The organism is Njordella calcicola (genome assembly GCF_056494125.1).
On record NZ_CM151396.1, the window covers coordinates 377,082 to 394,222 of the forward strand.

Annotated in this window: 17 protein-coding genes and 1 tRNA gene; 9 read left to right on the plus strand and 9 right to left on the minus strand. The window is 51.0% G+C overall.

Annotated elements, in window-relative coordinates; all coding sequences use genetic code 11:
- Positions 1 to 185: 185 nt before the first annotated feature.
- On the minus strand, positions 186 to 3,077 hold the full coding sequence (locus tag SH302x_RS01365; protein WP_479366754.1) for an amidohydrolase family protein: 2,892 nt from the start codon (positions 3,075 to 3,077) through the stop codon (positions 186 to 188).
- 220 nt (positions 3,078 to 3,297) lie between these two features.
- Entirely contained in the window at positions 3,298 to 4,152 is an 855-nt protein-coding gene (locus tag SH302x_RS01370) for a GNAT family N-acetyltransferase (RefSeq protein WP_479366756.1), read from the minus strand.
- A gap of 111 nt (positions 4,153 to 4,263) precedes the next feature.
- Here SH302x_RS01370 and SH302x_RS01375 point away from each other — a divergent pair, with 111 nt between their 5' ends.
- Together SH302x_RS01375 and SH302x_RS01380 are read left to right on the plus strand one after the other, a co-directional pair.
- Complete coding sequence (locus tag SH302x_RS01375; protein WP_479366757.1) at positions 4,264 to 5,322, plus strand: NAD-dependent epimerase/dehydratase family protein; 1,059 nt, start codon at positions 4,264 to 4,266, stop codon at positions 5,320 to 5,322.
- Positions 5,309 to 6,349, plus strand: a complete 1,041-nt coding sequence (locus SH302x_RS01380) for a dihydrodipicolinate synthase family protein (protein ID WP_479366758.1) — start codon at positions 5,309 to 5,311, stop codon at positions 6,347 to 6,349. The genes SH302x_RS01375 and SH302x_RS01380 overlap by 14 nt, the downstream gene beginning before the upstream one ends.
- A 52-nt stretch (positions 6,350 to 6,401) precedes the next feature.
- Here SH302x_RS01380 and SH302x_RS01385 read toward each other — a convergent pair whose 3' ends face one another.
- The 3 genes from SH302x_RS01385 to rpsU form a co-directional block, all read right to left on the minus strand.
- A complete protein-coding gene (locus SH302x_RS01385; protein WP_479366759.1) occupies positions 6,402 to 7,670 on the minus strand; it encodes an OmpP1/FadL family transporter in 1,269 nt (422 codons plus the stop codon).
- A 154-nt stretch (positions 7,671 to 7,824) separates the two neighbouring features.
- Positions 7,825 to 7,898 (minus strand) — tRNA-Val (locus SH302x_RS01390).
- Positions 7,899 to 8,020: 122 nt separating this feature from the next.
- Positions 8,021 to 8,218, minus strand: coding sequence for a 30S ribosomal protein S21 (rpsU, locus tag SH302x_RS01395; protein ID WP_479366761.1), 198 nt, complete (start codon positions 8,216 to 8,218; stop codon positions 8,021 to 8,023).
- 690 nt (positions 8,219 to 8,908) lie between these two features.
- Here rpsU and SH302x_RS01400 point away from each other — a divergent pair.
- The gene (locus SH302x_RS01400) at positions 8,909 to 9,118 is read left to right on the plus strand and encodes a hypothetical protein (RefSeq protein WP_479366762.1); all 210 of its coding nucleotides are present in this window, start codon (positions 8,909 to 8,911) and stop codon (positions 9,116 to 9,118) included.
- Between the two features lie 200 nt (positions 9,119 to 9,318).
- Here SH302x_RS01400 and SH302x_RS01405 read toward each other — a convergent pair whose 3' ends face one another.
- Positions 9,319 to 9,798: a DUF1579 domain-containing protein gene (locus SH302x_RS01405; RefSeq protein WP_479366764.1), complete on the minus strand. Its 480-nt coding sequence runs from the start codon at positions 9,796 to 9,798 to the stop codon at positions 9,319 to 9,321.
- Between the two features lie 175 nt (positions 9,799 to 9,973).
- Between SH302x_RS01405 and SH302x_RS01410 the strand changes: the two genes are divergently transcribed.
- From SH302x_RS01410 to SH302x_RS01425, 4 genes are all read left to right on the plus strand, one after another.
- Complete coding sequence (locus SH302x_RS01410) at positions 9,974 to 10,438, plus strand: SRPBCC family protein (RefSeq protein WP_479366765.1); 465 nt, start codon at positions 9,974 to 9,976, stop codon at positions 10,436 to 10,438.
- Positions 10,419 to 10,775 (plus strand): ArsR/SmtB family transcription factor, encoded by a 357-nt coding sequence (locus tag SH302x_RS01415; protein ID WP_479366766.1) that lies wholly within the window; start codon positions 10,419 to 10,421, stop codon positions 10,773 to 10,775. The genes SH302x_RS01410 and SH302x_RS01415 overlap by 20 nt, the downstream gene beginning before the upstream one ends.
- Before the next feature lie 97 nt (positions 10,776 to 10,872).
- Positions 10,873 to 11,328, plus strand: coding sequence for an SRPBCC family protein (locus tag SH302x_RS01420; protein ID WP_479366767.1), 456 nt, complete (start codon positions 10,873 to 10,875; stop codon positions 11,326 to 11,328).
- 130 nt (positions 11,329 to 11,458) lie between these two features.
- Positions 11,459 to 11,926, plus strand: coding sequence for a VOC family protein (locus SH302x_RS01425; protein WP_479366769.1), 468 nt, complete (start codon positions 11,459 to 11,461; stop codon positions 11,924 to 11,926).
- A gap of 36 nt (positions 11,927 to 11,962) precedes the next feature.
- On the opposite strand, the gene ruvA is transcribed toward SH302x_RS01425, so the two are convergent.
- Positions 11,963 to 12,595 (minus strand): Holliday junction branch migration protein RuvA, encoded by a 633-nt coding sequence (gene ruvA, locus SH302x_RS01430; protein WP_479366770.1) that lies wholly within the window; start codon positions 12,593 to 12,595, stop codon positions 11,963 to 11,965.
- 299 nt (positions 12,596 to 12,894) lie between these two features.
- On the opposite strand from ruvA, the gene SH302x_RS01435 reads away from it, so the two are divergent.
- Together SH302x_RS01435 and SH302x_RS01440 are read left to right on the plus strand one after the other, a co-directional pair.
- Positions 12,895 to 13,524, plus strand: coding sequence for a Uma2 family endonuclease (locus tag SH302x_RS01435; protein ID WP_479366772.1), 630 nt, complete (start codon positions 12,895 to 12,897; stop codon positions 13,522 to 13,524).
- Between the two features lie 131 nt (positions 13,525 to 13,655).
- Positions 13,656 to 14,066, plus strand: a complete 411-nt coding sequence (locus SH302x_RS01440) for a thioredoxin family protein (protein ID WP_479366773.1) — start codon at positions 13,656 to 13,658, stop codon at positions 14,064 to 14,066.
- A 391-nt stretch (positions 14,067 to 14,457) separates the two neighbouring features.
- Here the strand turns inward: SH302x_RS01440 and SH302x_RS01445 are convergent, their stop codons facing one another.
- Positions 14,458 to 15,345: a hypothetical protein gene (locus SH302x_RS01445; protein WP_479366774.1), complete on the minus strand. Its 888-nt coding sequence runs from the start codon at positions 15,343 to 15,345 to the stop codon at positions 14,458 to 14,460.
- A gap of 761 nt (positions 15,346 to 16,106) precedes the next feature.
- Positions 16,107 to 17,051 (minus strand): hypothetical protein, encoded by a 945-nt coding sequence (locus SH302x_RS01450; RefSeq protein WP_479366775.1) that lies wholly within the window; start codon positions 17,049 to 17,051, stop codon positions 16,107 to 16,109.
- Positions 17,052 to 17,141 lie beyond the last annotated feature (90 nt).

The window sequence follows — 17,141 nt, forward strand, 5'->3', positions numbered from 1 at the left end:
GGTCGGGTAGCGCGGCCCGCTGGGCACGCGGTTAAACGAAGAACGCGTACGCCTACGGCTGACGGTTAAACGAAGAATGTGGCTCTGTCGTTTAACCGCGTTGGGCATCGCCCCGCGCTTATTGCGCCCTTTAGAAACAAAGCCTAGTAGATACGAATGCATCTAGCGGCGGCCTTGTCCTTTGTTCAATCTTCGAACAGAAATTGCAAGGCTGCTCCCAATCGCTGTGACCAAGCGGCCTCGTTGTGCTGGCCTCCCACGGCTTGAAAGTACTGAAAATCATTTCCACGTCGCAGGCCAAGGGCCTCAATCGCAGCGGCAAAACGATCCGCGCGGTTTATGTTTGCACGCTGCAAAGATTCGTTGCTGCCTTCTTGAGTGCCCATGTCGATCCAAAGTTTGGATTCTCGCAGCCACTTCGCTTCGGTCTTCACCTTGCCAAGCATCATCTCTGCGGCCCAACCCAGCGAAGGGGACATCGCCATGCATTTGCCAAACTGAGTGTTCGCTTCTTCAAGTATCTGCAGCGATATCAGACCACCTAATGACGATCCACCTACTGCGTTGTGCCAGCGGTCGGCCTTCGTTCGGTAATGCTCGTCTATAAAAGGCTTGAGCTCTTCGCTTATAAATTTTACATAGTTGCTCCCCTTTCCGCCTCGACCCAGTCGCTCATCCACCGCTGCCGTGAACTCATCGATTCGATCCGCAGAATTCCAGATGCCGACCACCAGCATGGGCTGAAGTTGATGCGTTTGTATCAGGGAAGTGAGTGTTTCATCAACATTCCATTCAACACCAAATGCGGCGGTCGCTGCATCAAACAGGTTTTGTCCGTCTTGCAAATATAGTACAGGGAACCGGTCCGCCGAACTTTCGTAACCAGGTGGCAACCAAACTGCCACATGGCGTGAGCGTTTTAAATATTTCGATGAAAAATCACGATGAAACACAAGTCTGCCGATGACAGTTGACGAGGGCGGATGGGCTTGGCCAAATCCCTCGACGGATAAACGCAGCGCTTGCAAGTCAGACTTTGCCATGGATTGGATATCCAGTTTCCGGTTGGGAATGTCGTGACCTTGAGCATCCTTTTCGACAGTGTTCCAGTCCCCCAATGTAAACTTGAACTCAATCTGCTGGTTCGCTTCACAAACAATCTCGCACGAGTATTGCGACTCTGATTCGCGGCTAAGCTCAAGCCCATTGGGTTTCCAATTGCCGAGAGCTTGAGAACTGCCTGCAACGAATATTTTCTGATTTGCTGGTAGCGGGGATTGAATATCTACAGTGATTCGTAATTTAGTAGTTGGTTGGATGGCGCTGGCATCCGCGTTCGCGAGCGAATCAGCGGTTGAGGAATAGACCAACTGGCCGCCTAGATAGGTTGCCAGGACTTTGGTCGTTGCGATATCTGGCTCTGGGCAATTCAAAAGGTCTCGATCGATCACGATGAAGTCGGCCAGCTTGCCAGCTTCTAGAGTTCCCTTTGAGTTCTCTTCGAAAGACAAGTAGGCGTTGTTGATGGTGTAAAGCCGGATCGCTTCTTCGCGTGAAAGACGTTGCTGAGGATGGATTGGTTCTGACGACGACTTTGGAATTCGCGTGATGGCTACCGACATGCCCAAGAATGGGTTGTAGGGATTGACGCTGCGGAAGCTGCCGATCTTTTGCATGTGATCGGAACCGCCACCGACGGTCACTTGAGCGTCAAACAGTTCTCGATATGGCTGGAAATACGACATCCTTTGGTCACCAAACTGCTTTTTCAAGGTGGGGCCATCAAGGTACAGCCACGCGGGCTGGAGATCGGCCACGATGCCATACGCCTTCATCGATTGAATTGCCTCTTTGCTCATAAAATTGCAGTGAGTTATGCAAGGACGAGCGTCGCGAATATTCGTTTCGTCGATCACCGTCCGATACGCATCGATCAGGTTGTGGACAGCGCCATCGCCGACGGAGTGGGCTGTCATCTGCAGTCCATTTACCATTGCGAGTTTGGCGATTTGATAAAGCCGCTCGGGACTAATCTTTAAAGTCCCGCGGTAGTTGGGGTCGGTGATCGAGTAGATTTCGCTAACTCCCCAGGGCTCACGCATGTAAGCACTGCCGGTCAACATGCCGCCATCCAGATAAACCTTGATGCCGCGCAGCCATAATTGATCGTTATACGTATGGAGTGGATGCTCGGTCAGTGATTCTATTTTCTGCTGGATCTCGTTGGAAGGAGCATCGGGGTTGATTCCATAGAACAAGAAAACGCGCGTGCTGAGTTCGCCGCGATCTCGCAAGGCTTGATAAAGCTCAATTGCTTTGTCGCTGGTGTCGCGGTCCGATATACTTGTGATGCCAACCGAGTTGTAGTCATGCAGCAATTGCTTTAACGCAGAAGCTTGTTCGGAAAAAGAAGGCGGCTGTTGGCTGTCTGTAAACTTGATGATCGACGTCTCACCGCGAATGATACCGTTCAGCTTGCCTTGCTCATCGCGTTCGATGCGGCCTGTCGAGGATGGAGGTAACTGATAGCTGTCATCAATGCCGCTGATCTCCAATGCGAGCGAATTGACGGCGATATCGGGACCCGTTCGGAAGATGACTGGATTTTTGGGTGCCACACGATCAAGTTCCGCTCGCGTGGGGAAACGCTGCTGGACTAGCCGAGTAATAAACATCTGCTGGACTTTGATCCATTGCCCATCCTCAAGGGCTTCTGCACGTTGTTGGATATAGGCCAGCACGTCATCGATGGTTGCCACATCAGGGACGACGTGATCAAACTCGTACACCGCCGCAGCAGTCGCATGCACGTGTGAATCGATCAGTCCAGGCAAGACCATCTTGCCTGCGAGGTCGACTAGGTGCGTAGCTTCAGTAGCCAAACTTAGAATGTCATCGTTCGAACCGACCGCCAGGATTTTGTTATCAGCAATTGCCATCGCTGTTTTAACTTCAAAGCTTGGATTCACCGTAACGATTTGACCATGATGCAAGATCAACGTAGGTGTTTGCGAATAAGCAGGATTGCCAATGGCATAGATTAGGAAAAGAATCAACGTGGTGAGGATCGTTTTCATGCGGCCAGTTCCGTTCGGTTTCCAAGAAGCCATTGATGCAATTGTCGAAACATATAGATCTTACCTTGTTTAGACGCGCGGGTATCGCCCGGCGTACGGCATCTGAAGTTGTCAACGCGGCCCGTTGGGCACGCGGTTAAACGACGTCTCCCCGATGCGTCTGTCCTGTGGCTATAACGCGGCCCGTTGGGCACGCGGTTAAACGGCTTTTGCCTCTATTCTAACCAGTGGCGAGGTCAGCGAACGCGAATTGTGTCTCCCAGCAAGCAGGAAAATCTTGGCCCAGTGTCATGCGATAGAGTGGTCGGAACGGAGTGAAACCAAAACCTTTGGCTAACTCAACTGCGGCTTCATTAGTGGTCGGCACATCCCAAATCAGGCTGCGATGGCTTAGTGACAACAGCCGTTCAATAAGAGAATGCGCGTCGTCGGGGTCGGCAATCACCGGCCCTAGGTAGTCTGCCACGCGGCCAGTGCGCAGCATGGCAAAACTATCGTTGTGTACCGCAACTGCTGATTCGGTCGCCAGCGTTTGCAGCAGCGACGGTCGGCTCACACCCAATGCAGCTTGGTCTTTTTGAATCATCGCATCGCTTAAAGCTTCTTTCCATTGCGATCGGCTCGGTAGCGATAGGTCTGGTGGCAGCGGATCTTGTCGCTGGTTGTTGTTAGAGTTTGGAGCGGCCCGCTGCCAACGGTAAAACTCTTCATTTTCGACAAAGCCTAGCTTAGCGTACAGAATCTTTCCAACGGGCGTCGCGTCCAGTTTGATGCTCTTGATTTCCAATGCTTGAAGGTAATCGATGGCGGTCTTCATCAAAGCTCGCCCGATCCCCAACTGCCGAAGGCTTTCATCCACCAGCATCATGCCGATCCAGGCAAGCTGCTGGTCGTAGGTTGTCGTTGTGACGGTACCCGCGGGCTTACCTTGGTACGTAGCGTAGAAGCAACCGGTCGGATTCGCACGGATAATTCGCAACCAATCTTGCTCAAGCTGGTTCCATCGGGCTTGCTCCACCAAGGTCAACGCCCACGGAATTTGCGCAGGTGTTAAAGGATGTATTTCAATGGACATGGTGGGTGGCTCCGTGGTGTACTCATGTTTTGATCATGATGGGTTATACTTGACAGGAAAGGCAGGGTGAAGAACACTGCCCCCGTGAACTTGAAGAGATTGGTGCTAGGAATGATAAATACCACCCCATTAGCCTTGCCGGACACTATTGACTCGGAAGAGCAGTTAGATGAAGTCCTGTCCCGACCGGATGGTCATTTGATTGATTTTATTCAGCAATTGGAGTCTCCGCTGATCATCATTGGGGCTGGCGGGAAGATGGGGCCAAGTTTGGCGGAGTTGGCCCAGCGCGCTGCGCAGCAAGCCGGCCACCATTTAAAAGTGATCGCCGCCAGTCGATTTCGTCAACCTGAATCGCGAGCTTGGTTGGAGTCGAGATCGATTGAAACCAGAAGCATTGATGTTTTCGACCGCGAGCAGCTTTGTCAACTGCCCGATAGTCCCAACGTCGTGTACTTGGTGGGGATGAAATTTGGGACAGCGGTTGACCCTGTGCCTACATGGATCACCAACACCATTGGTCCGATGCTGACGGCAGATCGCTATGCCGGTTCAAAGATCGTCGCGTTATCGACGGGTAATGTTTATCCGATGGTGCCAGTAAATTCAGGTGGAAGTGATGAATCGCATGATCTTACGCCACTGGGGGAATATGCCAACGCCGCGGTGGCTCGCGAGCGAATCTTCCAACATTATGCGACGGAGGCTAAGCATCAAAATCCAACAGCGATCATCCGGTTGAATTATGCTCACGATTTGCGCTACGGTGTACTTTGCGATATCGCTCGTAAAGTCTATGAAGGTCAACCGATCGATTTAAGCGTAGGCTACTTCAATGCGATTTGGCAAGGCGATGCAAACTCGATCATCTTGCGAAGTTTTGCTTTGTGCTCCAGTCCCGCGACGGCCTTTAACTTAACGAGTGCGGAAGTGTACAGCGTGCGCGACACTGCCGAGCAATTTGGAGCATTGATGAATCGCAAGCCCAGTTTTACTGGGCAAGAGCAGCCTACGGCACTTCTCAGTAATGCATCGCGCATGAAGCAAACTTTTGGTGACTTGGGTGTAGCTCACGAGCGATTGTTGCAATGGGTTTCGCATTGGATTGTCAGCGGCGGACGGTCACTAAATAAACCTACGCATTTTGAGAGCCGAGATGGCAAATATTGAGTATCTGCAACAACGATTGAAGTCCGGTTTGGTGATCCCAGCGCATCCACTTGCGCTTAACGCAAATCGCAAGTTAGATGAGAATCGTCAACAAGGTCTGACCCGATACTATTTGGAGACTGGCGCGGGCGGCTTGGCTGTCGGCGTGCACACTACGCAGTTTCAGATTCGTGATGCAAAGCATGGTTTGTTGAAGCCGGTGTTAGAACTTGCCGCCGAAACAGCTAGATCTTTCTCTATCCGATCGTACCTCCCCGTCTTAATAGCGGGGATTTGTGGACCGACGCTGCAAGCGATCCAAGAAGCACAACTGGCTTGCGAGTTCGGCTACGACGCTGGGTTGTTGTCGCTTTCTGCGCTTCGTTCCGTCGATGAAGTGGAGTTGCTGGAACACTGCCGGCAGGTTGGCCGTATCATACCGCTGGTAGGCTTTTATTTGCAGCCGGCGGTAGGAGGACGCGTACTTTCCTATTCATTCTGGCGTCAGTTCTGCGAGATAGAATCGGTTGTTGCCATCAAGGTTGCACCGTTCAATCGATACCAGACATTCGATGTGATGCGAGCGGTAGCTCAGTCAAGTCGCTGGGATCAAATCGCTCTGTATACGGGCAATGACGATGCGATTGTATTTGATTTACTCTCGGAGTATGCATTGGAAGTCGCTGGGGAGGTTCGTACATTTCGCTTTTCGGGTGGATTACTAGGACATTGGGCTTGCTGGACCAAGTCGGCGGTCGAATTGCTTGAACGTTGCAAGCGTGTGCGAAGTTTGAAAGACTCGGAAGTCCGATCGGCTGAGTATGCGGAGCTATTGAAGATCGCTCATCAGGTGACAGACATGAACGCCGCGATTTTCGATGCAGCCAATGCGTTTCGCGGTTGCATCGCTGGGATCCATGAGGTGTTATACCGACAGGGGCTGCTGGAAGGTATCTGGTGTCTAGATTCGCAAGAGACGTTAAGCCCTGGTCAGTCCGCAGAGATCACTCGAGTATGCCAGCAGTATCCGCATTTAAGTGTGATGTGAAGAAGATTGATGAAATAGGCGTCAATACCCTCGATACGGGCAGGCGAAATGCCTAATGGTTCATCGAGATGCCGAAGCTCAAGAAATGAGCGTCCATGCTGTTGGTAAAAGTCGAACCTGGGACAGGACCAATTCCCGGCTGAATCAACTGGCCACTACGCGTGTTCTCTAGCATGTACGAATAGGCGACGTTAAACGCTACGGAATCGTTTGGGGTTAGCGAACCGCCGATACTCAGCATATGCTCATAGATCAGCGGCGATGCAATGTTGTAGAACGCTTCACTGTTCTTGATTGGGTTTTGGTTGTAAGTGTAGCCGACACGCCCAGTCACTAAATCGCTGAACTTCTTTTGAACTCCTAGGGCGGTGGCCATCACTGAACTCCAGTCTAATCCGCCCAATCGACCTGTGGCATCGAACACGGCGGGATCTCCGAAGCCAGCCGTGTTGGCATAATCAAAATAGCGGACATCCAGCGCAATGACGATGTCTTCAAAGCCTGTGTAAGATGTGCCCACCGAAATGATCATCGGCAGATCGATATCGGCGGTCATTGTGCGTGGCAGACCGTTGGCATCTTCGCCAAAGAACTCGAACTCGCTCAACCAGCTTGTGCTCTTGAATGAACTGCCAAAGCGCCAGTCGTTATCGGCGATATAGTATGTGCCAACTTGAAAGCCGCCGCCCCACTGGTACTTGGATGATCTCCCGTTAGCGTACAGCCCATTGGTGTTCGCGGAACTCAACACAAACGGATCCAGTTGCACTTCGCCAGATGTAATGGTGGGGCCGACTGCGATGGACAGTTGCTCGTTCAGGGCGTAGGAAACGACCGGTGCGAACTGCATGAACTGAGCTTGCGAGCTGACTTGTCCCAACCCAATAGGCGGAGGAGCAAGCGCTAGGTTGGTTGGATCGGACGGTAAGTTCGTTTTGAAACCGCCAACCGCGTTGACCCCCAAGCCCAGAGTAACGGCAGGTACAGCAGTCTTGTAGACCCAGCCTACGTTTGGTATCGGGAAAGTGCCGCTATCGGATTGAGTTGTGCCGTCGAACGGCCCCAAGGTCGACCGGACGGTTTGGTTGGACCACAACAGGTCCATGCCGAAGGCGGTTTGCGATTTTTCCATACCGGAGATCGACGCTGGGTTCCAGTAGATGGCGCCGATCGCGTCGGTCGGTGCTGCGACCGATGCACCGCCCATCCCACGATTGACCGGACCAGCGGTCGAGAGCCACGTACCTTGAGCGAAGCCAAAGGACTGAATTTGCAGCAGGGTGAGAACCGCGACCGACCAAAGACCGAGCGACTTGAGCATTTCAGGGAACCTTGCGCAAAACCGAGAGTTGTATATGTCGCTACAATCGGCAAAAGCGGCAAAGTCGCTGCAGGGTAATGCAGGATTTTTCGGCTTTGCGCAGCAGTTCGCCACAAGCTATTCTCACTGCATACCCAAGAATAGGGAAGAGAAGTGGGCGGTGAGGGACTCGAACCCCCGACCCCCTCGGTGTAAACGAGGTGCTCTAACCAACTGAGCTAACCGCCCGTGCGTGTTCTTCTAGGTAATCTCAAATTGTCTTGTCGACTATCCGCGCCACCCTGAGGCATCATCGAATCCGCGACAGGTTGCGCTGGATTCTGCAGATAGGAGAAGACTTGTATCAAGGCTTATAACTGTGGTCGACGTCGAGCCATATAATTACGGCGTTCAGCTCGTTGTTTGGCTCGTCGCTTGGTCTCGCTTGGCTTTTCGTAAAACTCGCGTCGTCGCATTTCCTTCTTCAGCCCGCTGCGTTCCACTAACTTTCGGAATCGACGGACCGCTTCTTGAATCGTTTCCCGGTCACGGACTAACAACTTGACCATGCATGCCTCCTATTTGGACTATTACGACAGGTTTAATACGAAAAAACAGCGATTTACTCATCCCCATACCTCCGTACACGACTGCCGACATGCGGCCCTGGAAACTTGGAAAGGGATCCGAAACGAAGATTTACGACGCCCAAGCATAACAAGCTTGACCGTCTATCCTATTTCGGCTGCGAAAGGCCCCGTAGTTTAACTGTTCAACATTCCGTGTCCAGTCGAATCCAACGGCTTTTCTTTCGATTTTGTGAGCCAAATAGTCGATACCCGGCGCCAATTCGCTCGGCGAGTGCTAGCCAATATGCGTGCTCGCCCAGTTTCGATGTACATTTGGCGGGTTCTTCAGGGCTGCCGGATCTTCGGTCGCCGAGTTTTGCTGCGAGTTACTACGAACTGTTTATCTGAGGCTGGCCGTGCGGAGGGCCTGCAAGTGCGGATGGGCTCTTGTTGCCAGCCGCGGGGCATCAAGTTCACCAGCTTTCTCAATCGCCCCGCTTTGTGAAGACCGCCTGGACTGACGATTCTGCCTGACTGGACCAAGCCAAACTTCCTGCAGTTAAGCTTTGCCGTTGGTCGATCCCTTGACCAAGCAGCCAAGGCGAATCGCGGTCTCTGCCAACTCGCTTGGATCGTACAACCTTTCGTACAGTCTGCTTTGCTTGCGACCGCCGCTTTCATTCAACCACTATGTCTCATCTCAAAATCGCCGAGCAAAACGAAGAAGTCGCCAACGGCCAATCGGATGCCAATGATGATGGCGTGCAGTTGATTGCCGAGATCGAGCGACTGCAGGATTACGTCTTGGACGAGCTAGAGTCGCTGAACACTCGCATTCAAACTGTCTTTCGCACATTCGGCTATAAGGAAGTCGAAGAGATCGAAGCTCCCGCCGAATAATAAAGCGAAGCGGACCAATAGACGATCAAGTGATTCGTCCGTTCGGCTCTTGCCGTCCGCGGGCGGTCATGACGATTGTTGATCTGCCTCCACGTGCACCTAGCGGCTGACGGTTAAACGAATGGCCGGATGGCGAGCTGTGTTCTTTCGGCGGGCGTTTCGCCCGCTTCTGCGAATTCTATGCAGTCGACCGAGCTCCATCAGCTTTTCGCGCGGACGTGTCGACCGTCCATGAATTTAACCCACTGGCCATCGTCGGTCTGCAGCTCGCTGCTAAAGTGCCATTGGTCCGCGTCGATGATCTCGATGGTGTCACGGTATTTACCTGTTCCACTGCCATCAAACTTGGGACCTTCCGAATACAATGGAAGTTTTGTGCCCGACTCGTCCAGTACACCCTTATACGGCCAGATGTTGGTCATCATCGATCCGATAAAGGTACCGACGTATTGATTCTGTTGTGAATCATATCCAACGGTCATGATCGACGACCAAGCGTCGCTGTCTTGCGCGTCACTGCAACTCTCGCAGATCAGCCACATGCCGCCAAGCGACCGGGCGACCATTCTGCCAGGCGTAGATGAATCGGAGCCATCTGGCATCTTGCATTGATGGACAAAGTCCCAGGTGCCTATCAGTTGATCGAGCCATTGGTGTTCGGATTGAGGTTTAGCAAACATGTAGATGGTCCTTTTCAAAAATGGAGTTTGTTGCCGTGTATTCCAAGTCGAATTCGATACGGCTAATTCGACAAAGCAAAGAAAACTGATTTTCGACTTGTCATGATATCACGGTTGAAATAACATGCAACCATTTGGTTGCGTGTTGGATTGTTCACGGAGAAGTTGGCGTACTATGGTTGCAAGCAATACAGATCGAATTGAAAAGCAAATTGAGATCAACGCGGATGTTTCACGGGTATGGCGGGCGCTGACGGACTACCGTGAATTTGGAACGTGGTTTCGTGTGAATTTAGAAGGGCCATTTATTGTCGGTCAGTACTTGCGTGGGCAGATCACTTATCCAGGCTACGAGCACGTAACGATGGAAGTGATTGTGGAAGCGATTGAGCCAGAGCATCGGTTTGCATTTTGGTGGCGTCCGTATGCGGTGGATCCCAGTGTGGACTACTCTCACGAACCGAGGACATTGGTCGAATTTACCTTGGAACCAACTGCCAGTGGCACGCTTGTACGGGTGACAGAGTCAGGCTTCGATGGTATTCCAGCTCATCGGCGTGATGAAGCGTTTCGCATGAATGAAGGTGGTTGGGCCGCTCAAGTAAAGAACCTTATGCACTATGTCCAAGCCAACCTCTAAACATCGTGAAACAAATGCTGTTTGGCAAAATGCTGCTCTGTTCGCTGCCTTGGGCGATGAGAATCGATTGAAGCTGTTGGTCAAGTTGGGTAGTGACGGGCCTCAATCGATTACACAGCTTTCGTCCCACATGTCGATCACTCGGCAAGCGGTCACCAAGCACTTGCGGGTATTGGAAGAGGCGAGCTTTGTTGCTCAGCAAACGCATGGCCGCGAGCGCCGGTTTGTCGTTTGTCCTGCGCGGATTCAGGACGTTCAGGCTGCGCTACGGCGAATCGCACAACAGTGGGACGATGCGCTGCTACGGCTAAAGAATTTCATTGAAAACGACAAGTAATCAAATGGCATGATGAAGCCTACGACGGGCCAGGGACACAACTGGCGATTGTATTGAGCAATATTTCATCAACATCAATTAACACGAGAGGACTGACGTGGTAAGCATTCAGCATCGAATCGGGATAGAAGCTTCAGCGACGAAAGTTTACGCCGCAATATCTACCATCGAAGGCATCGCCGGCTGGTGGACGCGGCAGACGAGCGGATCATCGGAGATTGGTGGCACCATTACGGTACGATTTCACAAAGACGATGTCGAAATCGGTTCTATGGCGATGAAGGTCATCCAGTCCAATCCAAACAATCGCGTGGTATGGAAGTTCATTGCTGGACCGCAAGAATGGATCGATACCGAAGTGGTCTTTGACATCAAGCAAGAAGGAGACTACGCGATCATTTTGTTCAACCACAATGGTTGGCGCGAAGCGATTGAGTTTATGTCCCATTGCAGCATGAAGTGGGCGACATTCTTGCTGAGCTTACGAAGCTTTATCGAAACGGGAATAGGCCAGCCATCGCCGGATGATCTCAAAATCGACAATTGGAATTAGGCCATGCACTGGGCTTGCTTTGCGCCTATGCGTGAGCTCAGCTTTTCGTTACTGTTACGTTATGTTTAGCGACTTCAGAGCATGAACCGGCTGCGACCAGCAAGCCAAGACAACTTAAGGAAATCTTTCGATGCAAAACAATTTGATCCTTGATGCTTTTCCTTATCTTCGAGTTCGCGATGCGGCAACGGCGATTGAGTTCTATAAGTCGGTCTTTGGTGCAACAGAATCGCTGCGGTTGGTTGAGCCTTCGGGCCGAGTCGGCCATGCAGAGTTGAATTTTGGAAGTCACACCATCATGATATCCGACGAGTACCCTGAATACGGTATCTTGGGTCCTGAAACCATTGGCGGTACCGGCACGTCGGTCCATCTCCATGTCACAGATGTCGATGCGTTAACGCAGCGAGCGGTGGATGCAGGTGCTAAATTATTGATGAAACCGCAAGATCAGTTTTATGGCGAACGTGCCGCCAAGGTGCTTGATCCTTTCGGGCATGAATGGTTGTTGGGCTCGCACATTGAGGATGTTAGCGCCGAAGAGATGCAGCGACGCTTTACCGCAATGTTTTCCAAGGACAATTCAACCGGGAAGTAATGGAAAGTTTGTTAGTAACGATTTAAGTGAAGTCGCTCAAGAGCCTTCGCTTTGTTTTTGGTAGATCGCTTGAATCATCGACTCGGTGTCCTTAAACTTCTTGCCGCCGGCGAGCGCTTGTTCGATTAAGCGACGCGCGTCGGCTTCGTTGTGACCCAAAACGACCAATGCTTCGAAGGTTTCTTCCACGACGCCCGGCGTTTGGATTTTGGCTTCGGGCATCTCTCGCTGAATTAGCAGTGCGAACTTCGGCATCTTTCGACGAAGTTTCGCAATGATTCGTTCGGCAGTCGCTGGGCCGACGCCAGGCAGGGCCGATAGACCCTTAGCGTCTTGTTGTTCGATTAAGATCGCGGTGTCGGCCACCGGTCGCACCATGGCTCGCAGGGCTTTCTTCACGCCGACGCCATCGACTGAGCAGAACAGGTCAAAGAACTCGCGTTCGACGATCGATTCAAAGCCGATGATGCGTGGCGTAAGCTTGCCACCCTGCGCTGCGTTGCCTTCGATGTACTGGATCGTGTGCAGTGTAACAATCTTGTCTAGTTGCGATTGCATGCGTCGTCGCGTGAAGTCGGCGACGAGGACTTCATAGCAAAACGGTAGCGACTCGAGGGTTAGGGTTTCTTCGGTAATTTCGACCAATCGTCCGGTGATTTTCGTGATCAAGTTCGTTCAAATCCGTTATTTGCTTTGCTTGTAAACTAGGGGACACCGACCAGTATAAGCCAAGGTCCAGTCGTGTAGTAGGGCGACTTGCGCAGGCTTCGCTTCGATGCAAAGTCTTCCCTATTGCTGTCATCTAGTTGAACCGTCAACCGCGGGCGACCGCGATTTTCAGAGTGAATGGCTCGTCCCAAGCGAGCCTATGGCTGGGCGGTAAAACAAAGCAAATCACCGCTTGGACTCGCAATCATTCGCCAGTTCGTAGTAATTTCGCTAAAATAACGCCTAGGAGCTTCCAAATCATGAACATGCCTTTATTGATCTACGACTCAGCGCTCGCTGACGAAATATTGCTGCAACGAAAGCAACATGGTCGCGATCGATATGATGAAGTTTGGGATGGAGTTTATGTCATGTCGCCCATTGCCAATAACGAACATCAGGACCTTGTGTCTGAGTTGGTCGCAATATTGCGATCGCTGATTGATTGGCAAGGGCTTGGTCGAACTTTTGCTGGTGCCAACGTCTCTGACCGAGCTTCGGAATGGTCGCAGAATTACCGCGTGCCCGATGTCTTGGTTTTTTCCAACCAGACTTCAGCCGTTGACCATGGTACGCATTGGCATGGCGGCCCCGAGCTTGCCGTCGAGATCGTCAGTCCAGGAGATAGAACATACGAGAAACTCGACTTCTATGCGAAGGTTGGCGTGCAGGAATTATTGGTGATCGATCGTCATCCTTGGAAGCTAACACTTTTCCGCAGGTCACAATCGCGGCAATTGGACTTGGTTTGTTCAACTAGTCCGCAATCGCTTACAGAGTTGATTTTTGAGACCTTTCCAGTTCGCATGCAGATAATCGCCGAGCCCGCTTGTATAGAAGTCCGGTTGTCGACAGGTCAGTTGGTGCGAAGTATCCCAATTCGGGCGTAAGTTTGGGTTATGACGATTTTGACGCGAGCTTGCCAGTGCTGGCACCACAACAGCATGTGATGTGGTTCTCCAACCAGCAGATGATGAACTAGGATTCTGCTGAGGTTTGTCACATTGGAAGAGGCTCGTTTATGTTGCTATTGGTTCAACACTTTGAAAAATTTCTCGCTGTAGCCATCGTTGGTTTTGTAGTAACCAGCTTGGTGTTGTCGCCTGCTAAAGATCCGATTGAGCCGCCCGATGATCGTTGGTTTAGCGCTCATGTCTTGGACGAGGCTGCACCGGTGCTCGTGAAGTTTGGCGCGGATTGGTGTGGTCCGTGCAAGATGATGGACGGAGTGCTGGATGAGTTTCGAGCGAAGTCGCAGGGAGAAGTCCGAGTCGTGCGAATTGACATTGATAAGCATCCTGATTTAGCCAAGCACTATCGTGTGGGTCCGATCCCCAAGTTAGTGTTGTTTCATCATGGCGCGGTGGTGGCAGAGGCTGTGGGATCGCGAGATCTTGATTCTTTGGGACGTTGGGTCGACAGCAAACTGTGAGACAGGTTGGCTAGAATTCGGTGGGCCATCACCTAGCCGGCCAGCGAGCTAAAGGGACCACCTCCTCAGAAGTGCCCACGGGTGACGCGCTCACTGGTCCGGATGGCGATCACATGCGTTTCTTCTCACAAACAAACGTAACCATTCACAACTCAATGAGCCGCAGGGCGATAGCCCCGGTTTTTGAAATTTCTCACCTGGCAACCGCGGCTATCGCCCAGCGGCTAATGTTTCTGTAATTTCTCACCTGACAACCGCGGCTATCGCCCAGCGGCTAATGTTTCTGTGACTTCTCACCTGACAACCGCGGCTATCGCCCAGCGGCTCATTAAATCATGCTTTGTGGATTCCTTGATCGAGGCATGAACGGCTACCAAACGAGCGAATCCCTTTAGCGAGAAAAGAATTTAATTCCGCGATCTTTTGCAAAATTCTCTGCTGCTTTGCGGCCAGTAGGAAAATCTGCATTGACACCTCGCCAGTTGAACTGAAACGAGCGTCTGAGAACTGTGATGGAATTTGTTGTGCAGACCAAGTCAGCAGACTTTGGAAGCCATAAGTCGTCATATTGAACCAACTCCAACTTCCATTGATAGGTCTCCGTCTCTCCCTGACGGTGCGAGTGGTGTGTGTATTCAGTAATCCAGTCGTCTCTGCTGTGATCAATTTTTAACTGCACATTGCCTGCACGGACGACACTGTGCGAAGAGGTTTCTGCCAGAAACTTTGGAGTGATTAAACGCTGCCAATCCGAATGCTGGCCAATTAGCTGCTCGACCGTGCGACCCGTATAGTGATCGCCAAGAAAGCCAAACCCAATTGCAAGCGGGTCCAGCATATCGCCTGCGAAGAATTCGGACGAGATATTTGGTAATTCGGATGAGTTCCGATCACGAGCATATCCGATGAAGTTTTGTTCTGGAGAAAAAACATACGCATCAGCTCCAGACTTCCACACTGCCGCCACCGTACTTCCACTAGAGTTAGCCTTGCGAAAATGATAGGAAGTTCCAAATCTAGCAAACTCGACAAGTATCTCAAATCTACCATTCTGGAAATGATCTTTGGCGTAAAAGGGAAATCTCTCTGCGTTAGCGTCCATCTCTAACTGCAGTGAGCAGCGATAGGACACAATTTTGGCTCGCTGTATTGCCATCTCGCGAAAGAGTTTCCGCCATTTGGTTGCGCTGGAAGTGTCTATCGCGTTCAATGGTTGATTCAACAAACCAGCGAGTCCAAACGCGCCACACTTCAACAGGTATCGGCGACCTATTTTCATTGAGCAGCATCCCAAAGATTCACTTTTAGAGTTTCCCAATTGCATCGACTCACCAATCATTTTTCCCTATCGACGCGGCACGTTCCTACGCACTCATCGTAGTATGCAACCTCAACGGCCAGCGGATCTCCCAATCCTGACAAGCATACTGATTCAAAAACAGGTGTACTGGCAAGGCTTGCATCCGTCATAGCATTTGAATTTAATGTTCGATTTGGCAGTGTAGAGATGATTCGACTCACTGGCAACGAGGCAGTCTCGCAAGCATAAACTGTCCAGCAGGGTAGTTCTCGAGTTTCGCCTATATCCGCATATCCATCGTCTGGTTTCAGATCGTCGCAACTTAATGCTACGCGAAGACCATGATCATTCGCCCCGGATGCATCATGACATACATATTCCACTGCTGGAACCTCCACTTGTTCATCGAATGGATGCTTCGACCACCCAGTCACTAGGCTCTCTGCATTGATCGATTCGCATCGTTTAGGCGGGTTATCACAGATTGCTTTATTAATCTCTACAAAACAGTGAGTATCCCCAGATGCCGCATCATGACTTTCAAACACTACCAGCAAGATTACACTCAGGAAAATAAGGGAACTGCTTTGTCGTTTGATAATTCCTAGCTGGAGCTTCTGCGTAAACAAACTAGCCTCGTACTTTGATAGTTTTCAAAAGTTGCGTAAAAATTAAGTTCAAAAAACATTTGTCGAAAATATACAAGAAAAAATCAACTCTCAATCCTCGCTGGGGGGAGACTAGGGCAATATCAAGTTATGTTGGGTGGCAAAATCTTCGATCGCCTGTAAGCCAATTGGGAAATCATCATTGACATGTTGCCAAGTTAAGCTGTAGTGCCGTCGGAAATACTCGTTCCCGTCGACAAAACCACGCAGTGTAGACTCTTTGGGTAGCCAGTAATCGTCGTCAAATAAATCAAGGGACGTGTCCCAAACATGCCGGATATTGACTACAGGACTACCAGGTTTGCCGTCAGCCGTTCTCGCAGATTCCATCTCGTGGTGCGTAACGAAAAAGCCTTTCTGAGAATCAACTGTAAATTTAACATCTGAACTTCGGCACTCTAGCATGCCGTTTCCAACTTGATCGACAACCAGCGAATTGGAGAAATTTGCCCAATTGCTACACGATGCGATTAAATCCTGATGATCGCGAACAATGATGTGGTCGCCTAAAAACCCAAAACCCAAAGCAAAAGGATCGCAGTTATCGCCCGCCCAAACCGGAGGTATAGTGTTGCGGAGATACTTTCTACCTGCCGGGGCTTTCATGATGCGACTACTTTTCCCATCAAACCGATAGTAGTCCTCGCCTACTCTCCACATCGCGGAACGAACTTCTTTACCGCTGTCCCCTAAGACTTGAACTCCTAAGTAGTCACCAAACTTCGCAGATTCGATCCGCAACTGTGTCTTCCCCTTCTGGAAGTGATGATTAGCGTTCGAGAGGGGGAAACGCTCATCGCTATGATCCATGTCAATTTGAACCTCGCAGCGAAAACTGACAATTTGGTTACGCTGCTTACTCATCTCTAAAAATACCTGTCGCCACTGATGCGTTTGGCCATGTGCGACTGGAGTTGAACCGTCCTCGGCCGTAGTAGCTGAAGAATCGGGCGCTTGTGAATAAACTATATAACTGTGGTGCAATAGTACCATCATTGCAAAGAAAAAATTTCTCATACCCACAGATCCCTTGTCTACTGATTTTGAACAGTGGCCATCAAACACGTCCGCAATTACAATTGTACCTAATCAGCCGTACGGGTCATC